The sequence below is a fragment of the Paenibacillus foliorum genome, from assembly GCF_013141765.1.
In the GTDB taxonomy this organism is placed as follows: domain Bacteria; phylum Bacillota; class Bacilli; order Paenibacillales; family NBRC-103111; genus Paenibacillus_S; species Paenibacillus_S foliorum.
This window is the reverse complement of record NZ_WHOD01000022.1, coordinates 1-17,016: the sequence shown is the minus strand read 5'-3', so window position 1 is coordinate 17,016 and position 17,016 is coordinate 1. Positions and strand designations below refer to the sequence as shown.

Here is a 17,016-nt window from a genome sequence, read left to right as displayed (position 1 = left end):
ACGATGAAAAAAAGTGCTGCGATTGTAGTATCGATGTTAACAGTAACCTCATTATTGGCAAGTGCATGTTCCAGTCCCAAGGAGCCGAGTAAAGCTAGTCCCGGTGCGGCCACGGCAGATCAAGTATCAGAAGCCGGAGTGTTCCCGATCACCAAGGAAAAGACCAAGATGAAAGTGATGATCAAGGGCTCCAGTATTGTTGAGAACTTTGCAACCAATGAATTTACGAAGTGGCTGGAGGATAAAACCAACATTCAACTGGAATGGGAGGTTGCGCCTGAGAAATCGTTCCAGGAGAAACTCAACGTGGCAATGGCCAGTGGGGACTACCCAGACATTTTGATTAATATGAGCGTCACGCCGATTCAACAATCGATTTACGGCAAGGACGGCGTATTCGTACCGTTGAATTCGTATATTGAGAAATACGGTGTAGAAACGAAAAAGATGTGGACGCAGGTTTCGTATGCCAAAGATTTGATGACAATGCCGGATGGCAAAATATATTCGCTGCCGCAAATTAATCAATGCTATCATTGCTCCTACGGACAAAAAATGTTTATCAACCAGACCTGGTTGACGAAGCTGGGCCTGCAGATGCCTACTACGACCGATGAGTTTTACCAAGTGCTGAAAGCATTTAAGGAGAAGGATCCGAACGGCAACGGTAAAGCGGATGAAATTCCATTGGTCGGAGCTATTGGTAGTCCGTCAACCTCCATTCAACAAACTCAGCTGGATCCGTTCATTATGAGCGCGTTTGTAGAGAAGGATTTTACTTACAAGCTGGTGAAGGACGGCAAGGTTCAGGTAGCATTCAATCAGCCTGAGTGGAAGGAAGGCCTCAAATATTTGAACAAGCTTTACAAAGAGGGCTTGATAGCGTCGCAATCGTTCACGCAGGATAAAAATCAGCTGAAGCAGATGGGGATGAATCCTGATGCTGCCATCATTGGTGCTGTACCTGCCCAAAACCAAGGCAATTTCATAGAAATTGACTCTGCGCGCTTTAAAGATTATGTGGCGGTTCCTCCATTAAAAGGGCCGACTGGTGTACGTTCAGCACCTTTCCAGCCGTACTACATTTTGCAAGGTCAGTTTGTTATTACGGACAAAGCGAAGAATCCGGCTGCAGCATTCCGGCTTGCGGATTTGATGATGTCGGAAGAAGCCACCTTACGCAGCACGGTAGGACGCCCGGGACAGGAATGGGACAAAGCAGCTCCGGGAGAGCTGGGACTTGACGGAAAGCAAGCACAATGGAAGCAGTTGACTACTTTCGGCAAGCTACAGAACGTGCATTGGGCGCAAGCGGGACCTTCCTCCCGTACCAACGAGTTCCGATTGGGCCAATATGCGGATCCTAAGCTCCCGCTCGAAACAATTCTGTACAATGAGTCGAAGCAAAAATACGAGCCGTACCAGCTTGATCCTAAAAAAGTCGTTCCTCCACTTTTCTTCACGAATGAACAATCCGAGGAATTGGCCAATATCGAGAAGGTTATCGCCGACTACCGTTCCGAATTTTTTGCCAAATCGGTAACAGGCTCTGTAGATATAGAGAAGGAATGGAGCAATTACTTAGCTACCCTCGACAAAATGAATATTAAGCGCTATCTGGAGATTCACCAGCAGGCGTATGACGCTTGGGCATCTAAGAAATAAATTTGGATGTAAAGGTTAAGAAGGGGGCGGTTAATCCATGGAGGATTACCGCCCTGTTCCTTGAATAGGTACATATACATAATAATGACGGGAAAAGGATGTGTTTTTTTTGATACAGAATCATATAGATTGGCCATCGTTTCTAGCAAGACATGATATGACGTGGTCCGTTAAGCCGATCTCTTGGGATGAGGGAGCTTTTATCGGCAATGGGATGATTGGAGCTATGGTTTATAGTGAGGAGCATCGAGATAAACGAAATGTGCTTCGTTTTGTTCTGGGCCGGACGGATGTAACGGCACGTAAGCCTGGAGGAGGCTATCCGCCCCGTGTACCTGTCGGAGAGCTCCATCTGGAATTGGTAGGCTGGTTGTATCAGCCATTGAGCATTCGGGTGGATTTGTGGAACGCTGAGCTGTGCGCTGAAATTACTACAACGGTTGGCACGGTAAAGGTTAGAGCCTTCGTTCATAGCGTTGATATGACGCTTGCAGTAGAGCTGGAAACAAGCGAGGAAGAAGCGGGAGCTCAGATGCAGTGGTATGCTTTCAGCGAGGTGGATGGGGTTCTAAAGAATGCGGACGGAAAAAATTTGAATCAATACATTCCACAGGCCGAAGTGACGCGACATACCCTGGAGGATATGACGGTAGGCTTACAGCAATTTTCGCCCCAGGGCGGTTGTACAACGATATGGAAAGAAGAGCGGAATGCGAAGGAGCCGAACCGCCGTATTCTTTATTTAACGATTGCTAACGGATCGGAAGAATCGGTTCAAGAGCAAGCCTGTGCGGTGATACGCAAAGCTGCCTCCCAATCCTGGGAGACATGGGTGGAGTCGCATCGCAGCTGGTGGCATGATTACTACCAGCAAAGCTTCGTGTCCATTCCGGATACGATGCTGGAAGGCTTTTATTGGATTCAAATGTATAAGCTTGCTTCAGCAACACGTGCCGATGGTATGATCATTGATAATCAGGGACCTTGGCTGGCCCCGACACCTTGGGCAGGCGTGTGGTTTAACATGAACGTGCAAATGAGCTATTCACCCGTATATACTTCGAACCGACTTCATATCGGGGAATCCCTGGTTCGAGCATTCCGTGAAAATTTCGATCATTTGCCTGGCAATTTGCCTGAGGCATACAGAGCCGATTCGTCTGGACTTCCGCGAAGCTGCAGCTATGATCTGATTAATCCAGTTGGAACGGAAATCGGTAATTTAACTTGGATTTGCCACAATCTATGGCGTCAATACCGTTATTCAATGGATGCTAAGCTGCTTGAGGAGCTGCTGTACCCGCTGCTTAAACGAAGCGTGCAATATTATTTGCACCTTTTGGAGGAGGGCGATGACGGCAAGCTTCATTTACCACCAACGGTTTCGCCGGAATATGGGTCATTTCTGCAAATGACGGTGCCGGACACTCATTATGATTTGGCTTTACTGCAATGGGGTTGTGAAACCTTACTGCAAAGCAGCGAAATTCTAGGCTTGCAGGAGGAAGAGGCAGCAATTCGGAGTCGCTGGAGCGAAACGCTTGAACGTTTGGTACCGCTTCCTGTTGACGAGACCGGCTTTATGATCGGCAGAGATCAGCCTTTGGAGTTCGGACACCGGCATTTCAGCCACTTGATGGCATTATTCCCGCTGCACCTCATTAGCGGCGACAATGAGAACGAGCGTGAGCTAATCGTGAGAACGCTTCGTCATTGGTTCTCCATGGAAGGTGATCTTCGTGGATTTACCTTTACCAGCGCTGCGTCTACAGCCGCTGCTTTGGGCGAAGGGGAAGAAGCGCATAGCTATTTAAAATCATTTATGCACCTGATCAAGCCTAACACCATGTACAAGGAAGCCGGACCTGTGATGGAATCGCCATTGGCGGCAGCGGAGGCCATTCAAGATATGCTGCTTCAAAGCTGGGGGGATACCATCCGTGTATTCCCAGCCATTCCTTCCGAGTGGGCAGAAGCTGTGTTTCACGATTTGCGGACAGAAGGCGCTTTTCTAGTGAGTGCGGTTCGGTCTGCGGGTGCAACGTCATGGATTCGCATCAAAAGCTTGGCAGGCCAGCCTTGCCGAATCCAAACCGGAATGATCGGAGATATAGGTATCTCTGGAGGAGAGGCTGCGCAGCTGCGGCAGTTGGCTAATGGAGTGTGCGAGCTTGGTTTGGAGCAAGGGCAAGAAGTCATTTTATATGCTAAAATTGATAATGTTACTAGTGCGCCTGGTGCGGAGCAATTAGCTAATAATGAACAATGGAAGATTGAACCCGTTCCGGCTGACAGTCATCTGTGCGGATATTTCGGAAGCCGCAAGCCTTGGCGTTTATATGGATTGCCTATTAAATCATAGATACTCAAAGAAGGGATGGATAACAATGGCTAGAAGCTTGTATGACAGATTATTGCCTGCACCCAAGGATGGAGGCTTCCGCATGGAAGGTTATTGGGTTTGGTGCGGTTCGGTTGTTAAAGGTGAGGACGGCCAATTTCATATGTTTGCATCACGCTGGCCCAAGCATCTCCCGATGCACCCTGGTTGGCTTGTAGCCTCTGAAGTGGTGAGAGCGAGCTCGCCTAGTCCTGAAGGCCCTTATGAGTTTCAAGAGGTTGTGTTTCCAGCTCGCGGAGCTGAATATTGGGATGGCAGAAGCACTCATAATCCGCATATTACGAAGCATGGCGATACTTATATCCTGTATTATATGGGCTCGACTCATCCTTTAACGGACGTAGCCCCTGGAGAGTCCTTCGGATTGGATGATCCGCGTTGTATAGTTGCCAGAGCCAACAAACGTATTGGCATAGCTACCTCTAAGAGCGTATTTGGTCCATGGGTACGGAGAGAGGAGCCGATATTGGGCACAAGACCAGGTAAGTTTGACAGCTTCCTGACCTCCAATCCAGCACCTTGCGTGAATGAGGACGGATCGGTGCATTTGATTTATAAGGCAAGACAATATGAAGGTAACACGCATGGCAAAATGATGATTGGAGCTGCCGGGGCTGACCACTATGCAGGCCCGTACCGCGTATTGAGCGAGGATCCAGTGTTTCCTCCAGCCCAATTTCATTTGGAGGATCCCTTCATTTGGAAAACAGAGCAAGGCTATGAGCTGATTGCCAAAGATATGGAGGGCAATATTTGTGGAGAGAAGCATGCCGGAATCCATGCTTTCTCTAAGGATGGACTTGAATGGCAGCTAAGCAGTCTTCCCAAAGCGTATTCGAGGGAAGTTGTGTGGGATGACGGCTCGACTACAAGAATGGGTAATTTCGAGAGACCGTTCTTGCTGTTCCAAGATGGGAAGCCTACCCATTTGTTTGCAGCGACTGCGGATGGATCGGGCGGATTTAAGAATGCTCAGAACACTTGGAATATGGTCATACCTATAGATGCGGAGTGAATTTCATTGTTATAGCTAGATAAAGGGGGACAACACCAGCTTGAGGGCAGGAGGTTGTCCTCTTTTTTGTATGAGGAAAGCGTAAAAACTCTCAGAACCGGAATCAGCGCTTGTCGAAATCATTCCATTTCGGTTCCTTACCTAGCTCAGAGCACAAGACATTATTCGAAGCTATTGCTTACCCTCAAATCCTGCATTAATACAGCCTTTTGGCCGTTTTATCGGCAGTCTTGGTGAATTCATGCAAATGTGCAGTATTTTATTCATTCTTAGCTGGTACCGGGCCGCTTTGCATGAAATTGCTGTACTTTTTGCAGTTCTTTCCTCTCACAAGCAAATTTCGGTAGCTAATAACTGCATGTTTGCAGGATTGTACAGGCTGATGATCGGAGGAGGGGGGGATGAGTCCCTTTTCCGCAGTTGTTTGATACAGATGATCTGATTTCAAAAGTTTCACGACGTAAGCCGAGATATGAGATATAGCATTTTCTCTCCTACTGCTAATCCAATTGAACATGATAAGCTCTCTCACCTCTCTCTATTTAATACGCTTAAAGAGTAACTAACAGGGTCATTTGTTATCAACTTTTTCACGACAAAAACCCAGTTTGCTTAAGCAGACTGGGTTTATCCATCGTAAATGAACTTGAAACGAGAGAGCAAATGCCTATTTCTTTTTAGCTTCTTCTACAAAAACGTCACTCGAATCATGCGTGGTCCCTGGAATAATTTCAATGATGGAGTATTTTTTATCCCCAATCATAATTACGTCTTCGACTAGAGGAAGAGGTTCCCCTAAATATACGGTTCCCAGGTACGAATTACTTTTTTTGAGCTTTAAATTCCATCTTTGCTGCTGATTAGCCATTTTATTACCCTCCAGTGTTTGTATTAAACCAAGTTACCACAGATCATTGAAATTTAAAAGCAGCTGAGCTTGACGGCTGAGCCTAGAGCAGGTCAAGACGGCTCTCAAGGACCAGGTGGAAGATAAAGGATATCGATGGATTTCCCTCGAATAAACATGATATAAGATAGAAAACCTTCAATTAAAAGTCAAAGAAGGAGTGAGGTTATGGCAATGGATCCTCGTATGCAAGAGTTAATCACTCTTAAAACAATTGCCGAAACATTGAATCAATCGAACGACCTTACACTTATGCTAGATATAGTACTGGACAAATTACTAAAGTTGACCGGGCTTACAGTGGGCTGGATATTTCTTGTAGATGAACATATGGAATATGAATGCGTGGCCGATCGGTATCTTCCTCCTGCTTTACTGCATGATGATAAGCACCCTATGCAGTGTGGTTCGTGCTGGTGTTTGGATCGCTATAGGAACGGACGATTGAATAATGCGGTGAATATTTTGAACTGTAAAAGGCTTGAGAACGCAGTGAAATTCCAATGGGGGGATACGCTTGGAATTACTCATCATGCTACGGTGCCGCTATATTCCGGGGACCGTCAGTTTGGAGTGCTTAATGTAGCAGCACCTGGAAAAACGCATTTCGAAGAAGAGGAGCTAGCGCTGCTGCAGGCAGTAGCCTTCCAGATAGGTAGCGCGATTGAGCGTATGCATTTATATGCGGCAGAGCAGCATCGAGCGGATTTATTCACGCGGCTAGGTGAGTTTAGCAGTGCGCTCGCAGCTATCAAAAATGCAGGCAAAACCCCTGTGCAGCTGATGGAGTATGCTTTGACTCTAGTTGGTGTTCACTTCGATTGGCCGATTACCGCATGGATCGAACCGGTAGGAAGTGACCTGGTATTGCGATCCGTCTCTACCAAAGACGGCATGATTAGTCCTGATGCTCCGTTTCCTCCTACTGCGCAATACTGGCTCAAGGAAGTGGCAGGCGAGCGAAGTTTTACAATGGTTAGGAGCACCGACATCGCCAAGTTGGCAGGTTGTCATGAGCTGCATGGAGCATTACAATCCCTATCTACTGCTATAGTCGCTCCGTTGCCGTTTTGTAGTAGTACGATGGCGGGGGTTCTCCTTATTGGCTGTCATAAACATGGAACGCGGCTGCACCTTTTTGACGGTGAAGTGCTTGAAGCAGTCACGGAGCATATTGCCGTAGCCTTGGAAAGTGCCCAACTAGAGGAAAAGCGACGGGAACTGGCTCGCTTAGAGGAGAGAAATCGTCTGGCGCGTGATTTGCACGATTCCGTCTGTCAAATCCTGTTCTCACTCTCTATGACAGCCAAAGGTGTAGAAAGCTTGCTTAACCACGATTCGAATGCGGTTCTATCCTCCATAAGGGATATGCAATCACTCTCACAGCATGCGCTTAAGGAAATGCGTGGGCTTATCATGCAGCTACGGCCTGCCGGACTTGAGACAGGGTTAATCACCGCATTAAAAGCTTACGGTGAAAAGCTTAATATGCGCATAAACACACAGATAACCGGGGTTCTGGATTTACCGCGTGCTGTTGAAGAGGCATTATGGCGCATTGGTCAGGAAGCGCTCAACAATGTGTGCAAACATGCGGGTACTCATCAAGCGGAGATTGCTTTGCAGTTAACTGCACGTGAAGTTGTGCTGAGTATCACTGATAATGGACTCGGAATATCTAAAAAGCGGCGCAAGCAGTCAACCTCCACATCTCTTGGGCTTTCGACCATGCAAGAACGTGCCGAAGCACTCGGCGGCCAACTAACCATTACGAGCGTTTACCGGAACGGAACGACAATAAAGGCCGTCATTCCTTTACGATAACAGTAGTCTTTTAAAGTGAGGTGATAGCTCGAATGACAATTAAATTACTGTTAGCCGATGATCATGCGATTGTACGGAAGGGGTTGCAGGTTTTCCTTGGGACTCTTCCAGATTTAGTACTGGTCGGCGAAGCCGTTAACGGTCAAGAAACGATTGACAAGGTGGCTGAGTTGTCTCCGGATATTGTATTGATGGATCTGAATATGCCCATTCTGAATGGTATTGAAACAACGAAGCGACTCAAGATAACTCATCCTGACGTAAAAGTAATCGTCCTAACCTCGTTCTCTGATCATGATCATGTGCTCCCTGCCATTCGCGCAGGAGCCAAAGGCTATCTGCTGAAGGATATCGAGCCTGAGGAGCTTGTACGCGCTATTCGACGGGTTCACCAAGGACATGTCGAGCTGCATCCTGAAGCTGCCGGACTATTAGTGAACCTAGTAGCTGCTCCAGAGCTGTTCGAGGCTTCCAGCCGAGATGATACTGCAGCATCAGGCGCTTCTCCATTTGAGCTGACTCCAAGGGAACGAGAGGTACTGCGGCTAATAGCTAGCGGTATGAGTAATAAGGATATTAGCGAGGCTCTGATTATAACAGAGAAAACGGTCAAAACCCACGTCAGCCATCTGCTCGATAAGCTTGGTGTGACGGATCGTACGCAGGCGGCGATTTTTGCAGTCAAACGAGGCTTGGATAAATAACATGAAATTTCAGACTAAAGTCGTAGATACGTTCAGCCTATAGGTTGAACGTTTTTGTGCTGCACAATCATTCTTACTGCTGACGTAAGAGTTCTCTATACGCGGTAAGATAAGTTCATCAAAGAGACTCACCGAAAGGATATGATAATTATGAATATTGTGATTATAGCAGGGGGCAACCGTAAAGCATCCACCAGTACTCGATTAGCCGAATATATAGAACGTCTGATGTTTCAAAAAGGCCATAGGGTTAGCATGTTCGATCTATATCAATCGCCATTGCCTTTCTATTCTCCTGATGAATCCTTCCAAGACCATGCACAGTTATCTAAACTTAAACGTTGGCTGTTTGAAGCGGATGGGGTCGTTATTGCAACACCGGAATATCATGGTGGCATGAGCGGGGTATTGAAAAACGCACTGGACCATCTTGGCCAAGTTCATTTTAGCGGTAAACCTATACTTTCCGTTAGTTCTGCAGGTGGCGCCGTCGGTGTCAGTTCATTGCAGCAGCTGCAGTCTATTATGAGAAATCTCCACGGAATCAATGCTCCAGAATGGATTTCGATCGGGGGCATGCAGCGCAAATGGTTTGAAACTGGGCAAGACAGCGGATATGAGGGTGGGCAGGAAGTAGATGACCGCATACACCGTGTACTTGGCTCATTCCTTGATCTGACTCAGCTTGTACGCGGACGTTTCGATTCAACAGGCACAGGGGGCACCAATTAAAAACTCAATGCACACAGAGGAGTGGTTTTTGAATGATTAGAGGCATATATGAAACTCATCTACAGGTAGGTAATTTAGAACGTTCCATAGAGTTCTACGAAAGTCTGGGATTAGTGATTGATTCAAGAAGTCGTAGAAGAAAAATTGCTTTTATAGTTTTTAATAAATACTCTGACTTTGAAACCATGCTGGGATTATGGCAAGTGAATGAGGGTGGGATTGTAAATAAACGTCACATTGCTTTTAATGTAACCTTAGAAAATTTAATGAGGGCAAAGGATTGGCTTGCCGACAGAAGTATTGTATCTAAGCCTGTTTTTGGCAGAGAGGGCTTTGAGCCCATTGTTCATGCGAGTGACCCGGCTGCAGCTATTTATTTTGATGATCCTGATGGCAATGAATTAGAATTTTATGCGAGATTACCTAGTGATCCCAGAGTGGTAGAATCCGTACCCTATTTAGGTGAATGGAATAAATGGTAGGAGGTAGGTGTAAGCCGTGTCGGCCGAAGAGTCCAGTTCATAATTTGATGAAAGGATTTTATGTAATTCTTTCTGAAAGGTTGTGAAGGATGGACATGCAAGCAATTGAGAGAGCGCTTAAGGAGAGCTTGCTTCTGGATCTTGGAAATCCCGAGCTTCTTAATAAACTGGCGAAACTATGCTATGCCCGCGGCCATTTTACGGAAGCTAGATTAATGAATACGAAAGCTATTGAAGGGTGTAGCGATCCGAGCCTTAAAGAAATCATAAGAATGGAATTATATAGGGTGGAGCGATCCATACAATATGAACCATCGAATGATGCTTTGCATACTCCAGATTTTGTGGATTTGCTCGTTAAGGAGCTGCTTGAAAACTCAGCAAATGATTATCGCTACAATGTAGATTTTGAAATGTACGAGCTTTTTCGTACTCCTGTTACAGATACCCTTGAAGTAGTAAATCCAGCGGAAGAAAGATACCAAGTTGTAAAGCATTTGCAAGGAATCTCTGACCTTTATCATTTACTTGCCGATCAAGCTTCCCGTGATTTATTAATTAAACTGCTTGCCTTCCGTATGCTGGGAAATAAAAAAGTTATGCTGCCTTTAAATGTTCCTGAATATTGGTCGAGCCGACAGTTTGTAAGGCAGCTGAAAAGCTCGTCCGATCCAATCAAGACCCGATTTCATCAATGGGATCTGCATCTCTTTGATTTACGGCCGCTTGGCTACGACATCCATTTTTACTGTTTTCCTATTGGGTTAAGTGCTACTTTTGTGGAAAAGCAGTATGAGTATGGCCAAGTAACGCCTACGATCAAAGCCGAGCCGGGGGATATTGTTATCGACGCAGGCGGGTGCTTTGGGGATACCGCTCTTTATTTTGCACATGAAGTCGGAGAAACGGGACATGTGTATACCTTCGAATTCATACCGAGCAATTTGGAAATCATGAAAAAAAATGTACAGCTCAATCCATCGCTTCAAGAACGCATTTCGATCGTGGAGCATGCAGTTTGGAACGAATCCAACCAGACGCTTTATTATATAGATCAAGGACCTGCCAGCTTTGTTGCCTTTTCTAAAATAGCAGGGGATTACGATACCACGCTCACGTTATCCATCGATGGTCTGGTTAAGCAAAAAGACCTGGATCGAATTGATTTTATTAAAATGGATATTGAAGGGGGTGAGCTGAGTGCACTAAAAGGGGCGAAGGAGTCGCTGAAAGCATTCAGGCCTAAGCTTGCTATCACCATCTACCATCAAATAAGTGATTTTGAGAATATAGCCAGATACATTAATGATTTAAACTTAGGCTATCGTTTCTATTTGGGGCATTATACCATTTATGCACAAGAAACGGTCCTGTTTGCCATATCGGATTAAAATGAGCGCCTCCTGCCACTTATTTCAGTGCCAGGAGGCGCTCATTCACTTTTTATAATAACTCAGATAAGTCTCCGATTATTAACGCTACGCTCCAGTCAGGGCCAATTACATTTAAGCTGACCTTTACAGACGTCGCTGGGCTGAATTCGGTTCCAGGAACGACTACCTGCGGATCCAAATCCAGCTCTACATTCTGATTCGATAAATTGACTAAATAGATACCGTTATGTAAGTTTAGAAACTCTCCTATGCAAGCCTCCATCATTTCTCCTGGCATATCTACCGTTTCTTGGGCGTATTTAGATGCAAATAGCAGGAGGGAAGATTCCGAGCCGCCAATAGCTGTAAATCGAGAGGTATACCGGTTCGGTGCGAGAATATGCTGCTCCGCAACCCAATCGAAAGATGGTTCACTAGTAGGACTTAGCTCCAAGCGAACGTCGTTATCGATAAAGCGTATGAGATTTTTGGCGAACAAACTGATGTAATCGGAGATTGCCGGATATTTGGATAGTCCGCCTCTCAGCAGAACGGATTCCAACAGAGCTTCAATGCTGCCTTTGATAATGGAGTCAAACTGGTCATCGGTCAGACTGTATTCCTTCTTATATTGCTCAAGTGTATCGGCAAATCCTTCGTAAGTCATGATTCCTTGATCTATCAGTACTTGACCGAGTGCGAGATGGGCGCTTTGCTGAGAGGTTAGAAGGCTACTCACGATCTCCTCACTAAGAAAACCAAGCTCTACGGCAATTTCGCCGAATTTTTTATCCAGCTTCATTTGAATTTGATGGACGGTTTCAACTTGGCTAGCTGTCATATAGCCGAAATTAATGGCCATGACCCCCAGCTTCACCCGAGTTTCCTTTTGGATGATTATCGCTTGTTTCAATCCGTCGGCTGAGATAAGACCCTTATTTAGTAAATATTGTCCGAAATATTGTGCAAACATCAACGCTCACCTCGTTCGTCAACGATTTTTTGGGTGATGTCGACAATGGCTTCGATGGTAACAGGCTTTTGCAAGAAGTTATTTGCGCCTAGCTTAATGGCTTTTATAAGGTTACTTTGGGTTCCTACCGAAGAGGCAATAACAACATGAATGGATGGATTGATTTGTTTGATTTCCTGAAGAGCTTCGATTCCGTCCTTTTTTGGCATGACTATATCCAGCAAGACCAGATCAGGTGTATCTGTCTGACAGAATGCGACGGCTTCTTCCCCATCTGCAGCTTCGAATAATTGGGTGAAGCCTTGCTCAGCTAGAGCACCCTTCAGTTTTTTGCGCACCAATAACGAGTCATCGCACAAAAGAATCTTTAAATCATACATAATAATCCCACTCCTTGTTATATACACGTTTGTACAAGATAATATTATGTGAATTTTGTCATAAAATACGGAGGGTCGTAATTGTTGTCGATAACGGATTATTGAATATTTAAAGAAACTGTGGAAGGAAAAATGAATAAATGGCGAACATTGTTATGGATATAAGTCAAAAGTCCTAACAGTATTTTGTCGTAAAAAAAGGTTTTTAAGAAAAAATATCGAAATATATACAATTGGGACAGGTAGATTAAATGTTCGGGAAGTACTAAACATAGACTGGACGGTCCGGGGGAGGATTGTTAATGAGCAACAGTTTGTTGGAATTGCAGCATATGTTAAGAAATTACGGCTTATTGATTAGTTTTTCAGGGAAGTTCTCGCAGGAAATTATTGAGGAGTTAGGTGAAGCGGTAAAAAAGTATCTGGAAACAGAAGACCGTCCCAAGAATGATATTTATAATGTTTTCTCCATATTTATTGAACAAACCCAGAATATAAAAAATTATTGCAAGAGCAAAGAAGGCACAGAGGCTTATGCCCAAATTTCCAGCTCGTGTATTGTGACAATCGGACGGACGGATAGCGGAAATTATGTGAGCTCAGGCAATTTAGTTGAGAACGATAAAGTTAGCCATCTTACAGACATTCTGGATGAATTGAACGGACTCGAAAAGACAGACCTGAAGAAGCTGTACAAGGAAAAGCTGAAGCAGGATTTACCTCCTGACGCATTGGGAGCGGGAATAGGGTTGTTGGATATAGCAAGAAAGGCTGCACAGCCACTGGAGTATACTATTACACCGGTTGATCAGCAATTCTCATTTTTCACATTAAGAGCTGTCGTATAGATGGCTAGGAGAGATTATGATGGATATATTACAAATCCAAGGTACAAAAAGTACACCGGAAGTTATTTTCGATGGGACCCTCCATACCCTTTCGGTTAAAGGGCAGTCATACCCTGAAAATTCATTTAAATTTTATGAACCTATTTTTCTATGGATTGATGAGTATCTACAGAAGCTGACCACGGAAGAAGTCCACATTCATTTCACGTTACCTTACATAAATACAAGCAGCTCCAAATGCATTATGATGCTCCTGGAGAAATTCGATCAGGCTCATCTCGATGGAAAGTCACTGGATTTGAATTGGTATTACAGTGCGGACAATGAGAGTGAGCTGGAATGTGCGGAAGAATTTAAAGAGGATATGAGCTTGCCATTTCATATTTTACCTTTGGAAAAGGAATAGGATGAGCTCATGGACAATAATGAAAAATCCAACATTTTTCATAACGAGCTGAAATATTTGGAGTCCGCACGCGGGCTCCTTACCAATAAAGAGCTATATGGCGAGAATGAGCTTTTGCCGCATTATGAGAAGCTTCTTCATGAATACGAGAGCTTGATCAAGATAACGACCAAAATATTCAGAATCAGTGATATTCAAGGTGAGAATGTGAAGCGCCAGGAATCAGAGATTCGCCAATATAATGAGCATCTGAAGCAGATGGAAGAATCTCGAAAGCAGCTTTTGACGGATATTTCGCATGAGCTTGGAACGCCAATGACGTCCATTCAGGGCTATTTAAGGGCTATGCTCGATAGCATTATTGAGCCCAATGTAAACTATTTACAGATGATCTACAACAAAACGATTCTTATTAACCAACTGGTTGAAGATCTTTTTGAAATATCCAAGCTGGAGTCAAATCAGACGAAGATGGAATTCGAGGATATTCTGGTTGAAAGTTTGTTCTCGATGTTCAAAAATAAGTTTGAATTGGAAATTAGCGATCGCGGGTATTTGTTTGCAATGGACCCACTGCAAGGTGTGCCGAAGTCCATGCTGGCTGTCGTTTCAGTAGATACAGTCCGTATTGAACAAGTGATGAATAATTTGATATCTAATGCATTTAAATACACGCCCCAGGGTGGAGTTATCCATTTTCAATGCGAGGTGGATGCAGAGCTGTCTATCTGTACATTTAAGGTAAATGATTCGGGTCCAGGGATTGAGGAAGCCTCCCTTCCTAATGTGTTTAACCGCTTCTATAGGGGGGATAAAACTAAGCAAAAGCAAGCGCCAGGAGGAACAGGCTTAGGACTTGCCATTGCCCATGAAATTATTAAGAAGCATCACGGACAGATGGGGGTAGAGAGCAAGCCTGGAAAAGGAGCAAGCTTTTATTTCTCACTGCCAATTAGACTATTAAATACGAGGTAGCCAATGGAAAATAAGTCGAAATCGATTCGACTAGATCAGGGCGTGTTCAAGGTCATACTGTTCGCCAGTCTAGTTATTATTATTTCTGTTCTGTTAGTAGGCACCATTGTTTATTTTATAACAGAGAAGGAAGCGGTAAAGAAGCTTAAGGAGAAGGATCTTGCCTTCATCGCGGAATCTATTGCTTCCAGTGTAAACGGTCGCATAGAAAGAGCTAAGGAAACCTCAAGTTTACTCGCGCAGGATCCGGGGATCATACGATGGGTGTCAAGTGGGGAACAGGATGTGCAGGCGGGCAAGGATGCTATGGATAGAATTAAGAAGCTGGCTAAGGAGTTCGACTACAGCAATGCTTTTATTGTAAGTACAATTACGAAGCATTATTGGGGAGAGAACGGAAGCATTATAGGTACGCTCAAGGAATCGAATCCTGAGGATCAGTGGTTTTTCAAAATACTGGCTGCCAAGCAGGAGGCTACCGTTCAGTTGGATTATAACGCGCAGCGTCAAGATACATTTGTATTTGTTAATGTTCTGATGGGTGATATTAATAATCCTGTTGCTGTAGCAGGCGTTGGCATGAGCTTGAAAAGCTTGTCAGAGGAATTTACCAATTATAAGTATGGGAAAAACAGCAATTTGTGGCTGGTCGACGGGACAGGGAAAATCCATTTATCGGACAAGTTGGAGCATGACGGTCAAATGCTCGAAGCTTTCCTCCCGAATCCAATTAAATCGATAGTAATGACAGCGGGACAAAAGGAAGGAGAGTCTAACTTTCAACCGCATATTATGGAATATACGAATGAGAAGGGCGAGCTCATTGATCTGATTAGCTACCCGATAAAAGCTTCTGCCAATTGGAGACTTGTTTATCAGATACCGCGAAGTGAAACGGTGGGCTTCCTAAGCACAATTAAAGTGAATACAGTGGCTGCTGCATTGATTAGCATTTTTGCCATTATTTTCATCTTTTATTATGTATCTACTCGTCTTGCCAATCCGTTTAAAAGAGCGCTTCAGTTGAACGAGGAGCTGGAAAGCAAAGTACTGGAGCGAACCAAAGAGCTGTTGGAGCAGAAAGAAAAGCTGGTTGACAGCATTGATTATGCCAAACGGATTCAAGAGGCGATATTACCGCCTAAAGAACGGTTAAACAATTTATGGAATGAACATTTCTTAATATGGAATCCGCGAGATACCGTGGGGGGCGACTTCTACTGGGTGAAGACATTTGATAGTGGCTATCTGGTTGCTGTTGGCGATTGCACTGGTCATGGTGTACCGGGAGCATTTATGACGATGGTATCGGTGTCGATTCTAAATCAAATTACGAATGAGAGCAATAAAGAGGATCCGGCTCACATTCTTCAGCGTTTAAATGAACTGATCAAGCAAACACTGCAGCAGGAGCAGGGGCGTTCGAGAACCGATGATGGCTTAGACCTTGGTCTATGCTATGTGAGTAATGAAGGTAGCCTTATATTTGCCGGAGCGAAAAGTACGCTATATGTATCTGATGGGCAAGAGTTGAAAATATTCAAAGGTGACCGGAAAAGTATCGGGTACAATAAAACGGATAACAGCTACTTATTTACGAACACGGCAGTTGAGGCGAATAAGACGGCTTCTGTTTATATGATCTCAGACGGTTTCATCGATCAGAATGGCGGGCCGAAGAATTACTCCTTTGGACGCCAACGTTTTGTGCAGATGCTGCAGGAAGTTATGAACATGCCATTATCTGAGCAGGAACCCTACTTCCGGGGAAGGCTGGAGACTTACAGTAACGGTGAACCGCAGCGGGATGATATTACGCTGTTAGCTTTTAAGGTTGGATAAGAAAACTGTCAGGGATCACATTGAGGATCCTTGACGGTTTTTTTTGTGATTAGACTAGTTTTTTTAGGTGTTACGCGCTAAAAATTGGTCACGCCAATGCCTCTTGTGCCACCTTTGGCGGAAAACCTTCAACGTATTGTTTTGTTATCCTCATCAGGGTCTCACCCCCCCTATGTTATAGGTAATTCATTTCCCGGGGTAGACTCCAGTTCATTTAGAGGGCTTAAGAGTAGGGGGCTTAATAGTAAACGGGAAGAGGAACGTGGATACGCTATTTTTCTGTGCACACGTGATCATTCGACTTAAACGGAACTACGATCACTTATTTACATCTAAATGGGGCATTTTGGCAGGCTAGAGTCGAAATAGCGCATCGTATTTCCGCGTAATTGCGAATTCGATGAAATGCGGACAAATAGAGGAATGACGTTCCTTAAGAGTAAGAGTAAGAGTAAGAGTAAGAGTAAGAGTAAGAGTAAGAGTAAGGGT

15 protein-coding genes are annotated in these 17,016 nt (G+C 44.7%); 12 read left to right on the top strand and 3 right to left on the bottom strand.

What is annotated here, in order from left to right; all coding sequences use genetic code 11:
• Positions 1–3 precede the first annotated feature (3 nt).
• The 3 genes from GC093_RS05845 to GC093_RS05835 all read left to right on the top strand — a co-directional run bounded on the left by GC093_RS05845 (position 4) and on the right by GC093_RS05835 (position 5,081).
• Positions 4–1,665 (top strand): ABC transporter substrate-binding protein, encoded by a 1,662-nt coding sequence (locus GC093_RS05845; protein WP_171650935.1) that lies wholly within the window; start codon positions 4–6, stop codon positions 1,663–1,665.
• 109 nt (positions 1,666–1,774) lie between these two features.
• Positions 1,775–4,027, top strand: a complete 2,253-nt coding sequence (locus GC093_RS05840; protein WP_216624521.1) for a glycosyl hydrolase family 95 catalytic domain-containing protein — start codon at positions 1,775–1,777, stop codon at positions 4,025–4,027.
• A 25-nt stretch (positions 4,028–4,052) separates the two neighbouring features.
• Positions 4,053–5,081 (top strand): glycoside hydrolase family protein, encoded by a 1,029-nt coding sequence (locus GC093_RS05835; protein WP_171650933.1) that lies wholly within the window; start codon positions 4,053–4,055, stop codon positions 5,079–5,081.
• Positions 5,082–5,748: 667 nt separating this feature from the next.
• On the opposite strand, the gene GC093_RS05830 is transcribed toward GC093_RS05835, so the two are convergent.
• Positions 5,749–5,949 carry a hypothetical protein gene (locus GC093_RS05830; protein WP_171650932.1) on the bottom strand — a complete coding sequence of 67 codons (201 nt, stop codon included), beginning with the start codon at positions 5,947–5,949 and terminating at the stop codon, positions 5,749–5,751.
• Positions 5,950–6,156: 207 nt separating this feature from the next.
• Here GC093_RS05830 and GC093_RS05825 point away from each other — a divergent pair, with 207 nt between their 5' ends.
• The 5 genes from GC093_RS05825 (at position 6,157) to GC093_RS05805 (ending at position 11,121) form a co-directional block, all read left to right on the top strand.
• Positions 6,157–7,812, top strand: a complete 1,656-nt coding sequence (locus GC093_RS05825) for a GAF domain-containing sensor histidine kinase (protein WP_171650931.1) — start codon at positions 6,157–6,159, stop codon at positions 7,810–7,812.
• Positions 7,813–7,844: 32 nt separating this feature from the next.
• Entirely contained in the window at positions 7,845–8,516 is a 672-nt protein-coding gene (locus GC093_RS05820; protein ID WP_216624520.1) for a response regulator, read from the top strand.
• Positions 8,517–8,666: 150 nt separating this feature from the next.
• Entirely contained in the window at positions 8,667–9,248 is a 582-nt protein-coding gene (locus tag GC093_RS05815; protein WP_171650930.1) for an NADPH-dependent FMN reductase, read from the top strand.
• Positions 9,249–9,280: 32 nt separating this feature from the next.
• A complete protein-coding gene (locus GC093_RS05810; protein WP_171650929.1) occupies positions 9,281–9,730 on the top strand; it encodes a VOC family protein in 450 nt (149 codons plus the stop codon).
• Between the two features lie 89 nt (positions 9,731–9,819).
• Entirely contained in the window at positions 9,820–11,121 is a 1,302-nt protein-coding gene (locus tag GC093_RS05805; RefSeq protein ID WP_171650928.1) for an FkbM family methyltransferase, read from the top strand.
• 52 nt (positions 11,122–11,173) lie between these two features.
• Here GC093_RS05805 and GC093_RS05800 read toward each other — a convergent pair whose 3' ends face one another.
• Entirely contained in the window at positions 11,174–12,076 is a 903-nt protein-coding gene (locus GC093_RS05800; RefSeq protein WP_171650927.1) for a cyclic di-GMP-binding domain-containing protein, MshE-related, read from the bottom strand.
• Complete coding sequence (locus GC093_RS05795) at positions 12,076–12,456, bottom strand: response regulator (protein WP_216624519.1); 381 nt, start codon at positions 12,454–12,456, stop codon at positions 12,076–12,078. Before GC093_RS05795 ends, GC093_RS05800 begins: the two co-directional genes overlap by 1 nt.
• Positions 12,457–12,758: 302 nt before the next feature.
• Here GC093_RS05795 and GC093_RS05790 point away from each other — a divergent pair, with 302 nt between their 5' ends.
• The 4 genes from GC093_RS05790 to GC093_RS05775 are packed head-to-tail and all read left to right on the top strand — an operon-like array spanning position 12,759 to position 16,527.
• A complete protein-coding gene (locus GC093_RS05790; RefSeq protein ID WP_171650926.1) occupies positions 12,759–13,304 on the top strand; it encodes a SiaB family protein kinase in 546 nt (181 codons plus the stop codon).
• 19 nt (positions 13,305–13,323) lie between these two features.
• Positions 13,324–13,710 (top strand): DUF1987 domain-containing protein, encoded by a 387-nt coding sequence (locus GC093_RS05785; protein WP_171650925.1) that lies wholly within the window; start codon positions 13,324–13,326, stop codon positions 13,708–13,710.
• 9 nt (positions 13,711–13,719) lie between these two features.
• Positions 13,720–14,685 (top strand): sensor histidine kinase, encoded by a 966-nt coding sequence (locus GC093_RS05780; RefSeq protein WP_171650924.1) that lies wholly within the window; start codon positions 13,720–13,722, stop codon positions 14,683–14,685.
• A 3-nt stretch (positions 14,686–14,688) separates the two neighbouring features.
• Positions 14,689–16,527 (top strand): SpoIIE family protein phosphatase, encoded by a 1,839-nt coding sequence (locus GC093_RS05775; RefSeq protein WP_171650923.1) that lies wholly within the window; start codon positions 14,689–14,691, stop codon positions 16,525–16,527.
• Positions 16,528–17,016 lie beyond the last annotated feature (489 nt).

Excerpts from the sequence above, each read along its gene's own strand:
- GC093_RS05845 (WP_171650935.1), top strand. The coding sequence starts at position 4 with ATGAAAAAAAGTGCTGCGATTGTAGTATCGATGTTAACAGTAACCTCA.
- GC093_RS05835 (WP_171650933.1), top strand. The coding sequence starts at position 4,053 with ATGGCTAGAAGCTTGTATGACAGATTATTGCCTGCACCCAAGGATGGA.
- GC093_RS05830 (WP_171650932.1), bottom strand. The coding sequence starts at position 5,949 with ATGGCTAATCAGCAGCAAAGATGGAATTTAAAGCTCAAAAAAAGTAAT.
- GC093_RS05825 (WP_171650931.1), top strand. The coding sequence starts at position 6,157 with ATGGCAATGGATCCTCGTATGCAAGAGTTAATCACTCTTAAAACAATT.
- GC093_RS05820 (WP_216624520.1), top strand. The coding sequence starts at position 7,845 with ATGACAATTAAATTACTGTTAGCCGATGATCATGCGATTGTACGGAAG.
- GC093_RS05815 (WP_171650930.1), top strand. The coding sequence starts at position 8,667 with ATGAATATTGTGATTATAGCAGGGGGCAACCGTAAAGCATCCACCAGT.
- GC093_RS05810 (WP_171650929.1), top strand. The coding sequence starts at position 9,281 with ATGATTAGAGGCATATATGAAACTCATCTACAGGTAGGTAATTTAGAA.
- GC093_RS05805 (WP_171650928.1), top strand. The coding sequence starts at position 9,820 with ATGGACATGCAAGCAATTGAGAGAGCGCTTAAGGAGAGCTTGCTTCTG.
- GC093_RS05800 (WP_171650927.1), bottom strand. The coding sequence starts at position 12,076 with ATGTTTGCACAATATTTCGGACAATATTTACTAAATAAGGGTCTTATC.
- GC093_RS05795 (WP_216624519.1), bottom strand. The coding sequence starts at position 12,456 with ATGTATGATTTAAAGATTCTTTTGTGCGATGACTCGTTATTGGTGCGC.
- GC093_RS05790 (WP_171650926.1), top strand. The coding sequence starts at position 12,759 with ATGAGCAACAGTTTGTTGGAATTGCAGCATATGTTAAGAAATTACGGC.
- GC093_RS05785 (WP_171650925.1), top strand. The coding sequence starts at position 13,324 with ATGGATATATTACAAATCCAAGGTACAAAAAGTACACCGGAAGTTATT.
- GC093_RS05780 (WP_171650924.1), top strand. The coding sequence starts at position 13,720 with ATGGACAATAATGAAAAATCCAACATTTTTCATAACGAGCTGAAATAT.
- GC093_RS05775 (WP_171650923.1), top strand. The coding sequence starts at position 14,689 with ATGGAAAATAAGTCGAAATCGATTCGACTAGATCAGGGCGTGTTCAAG.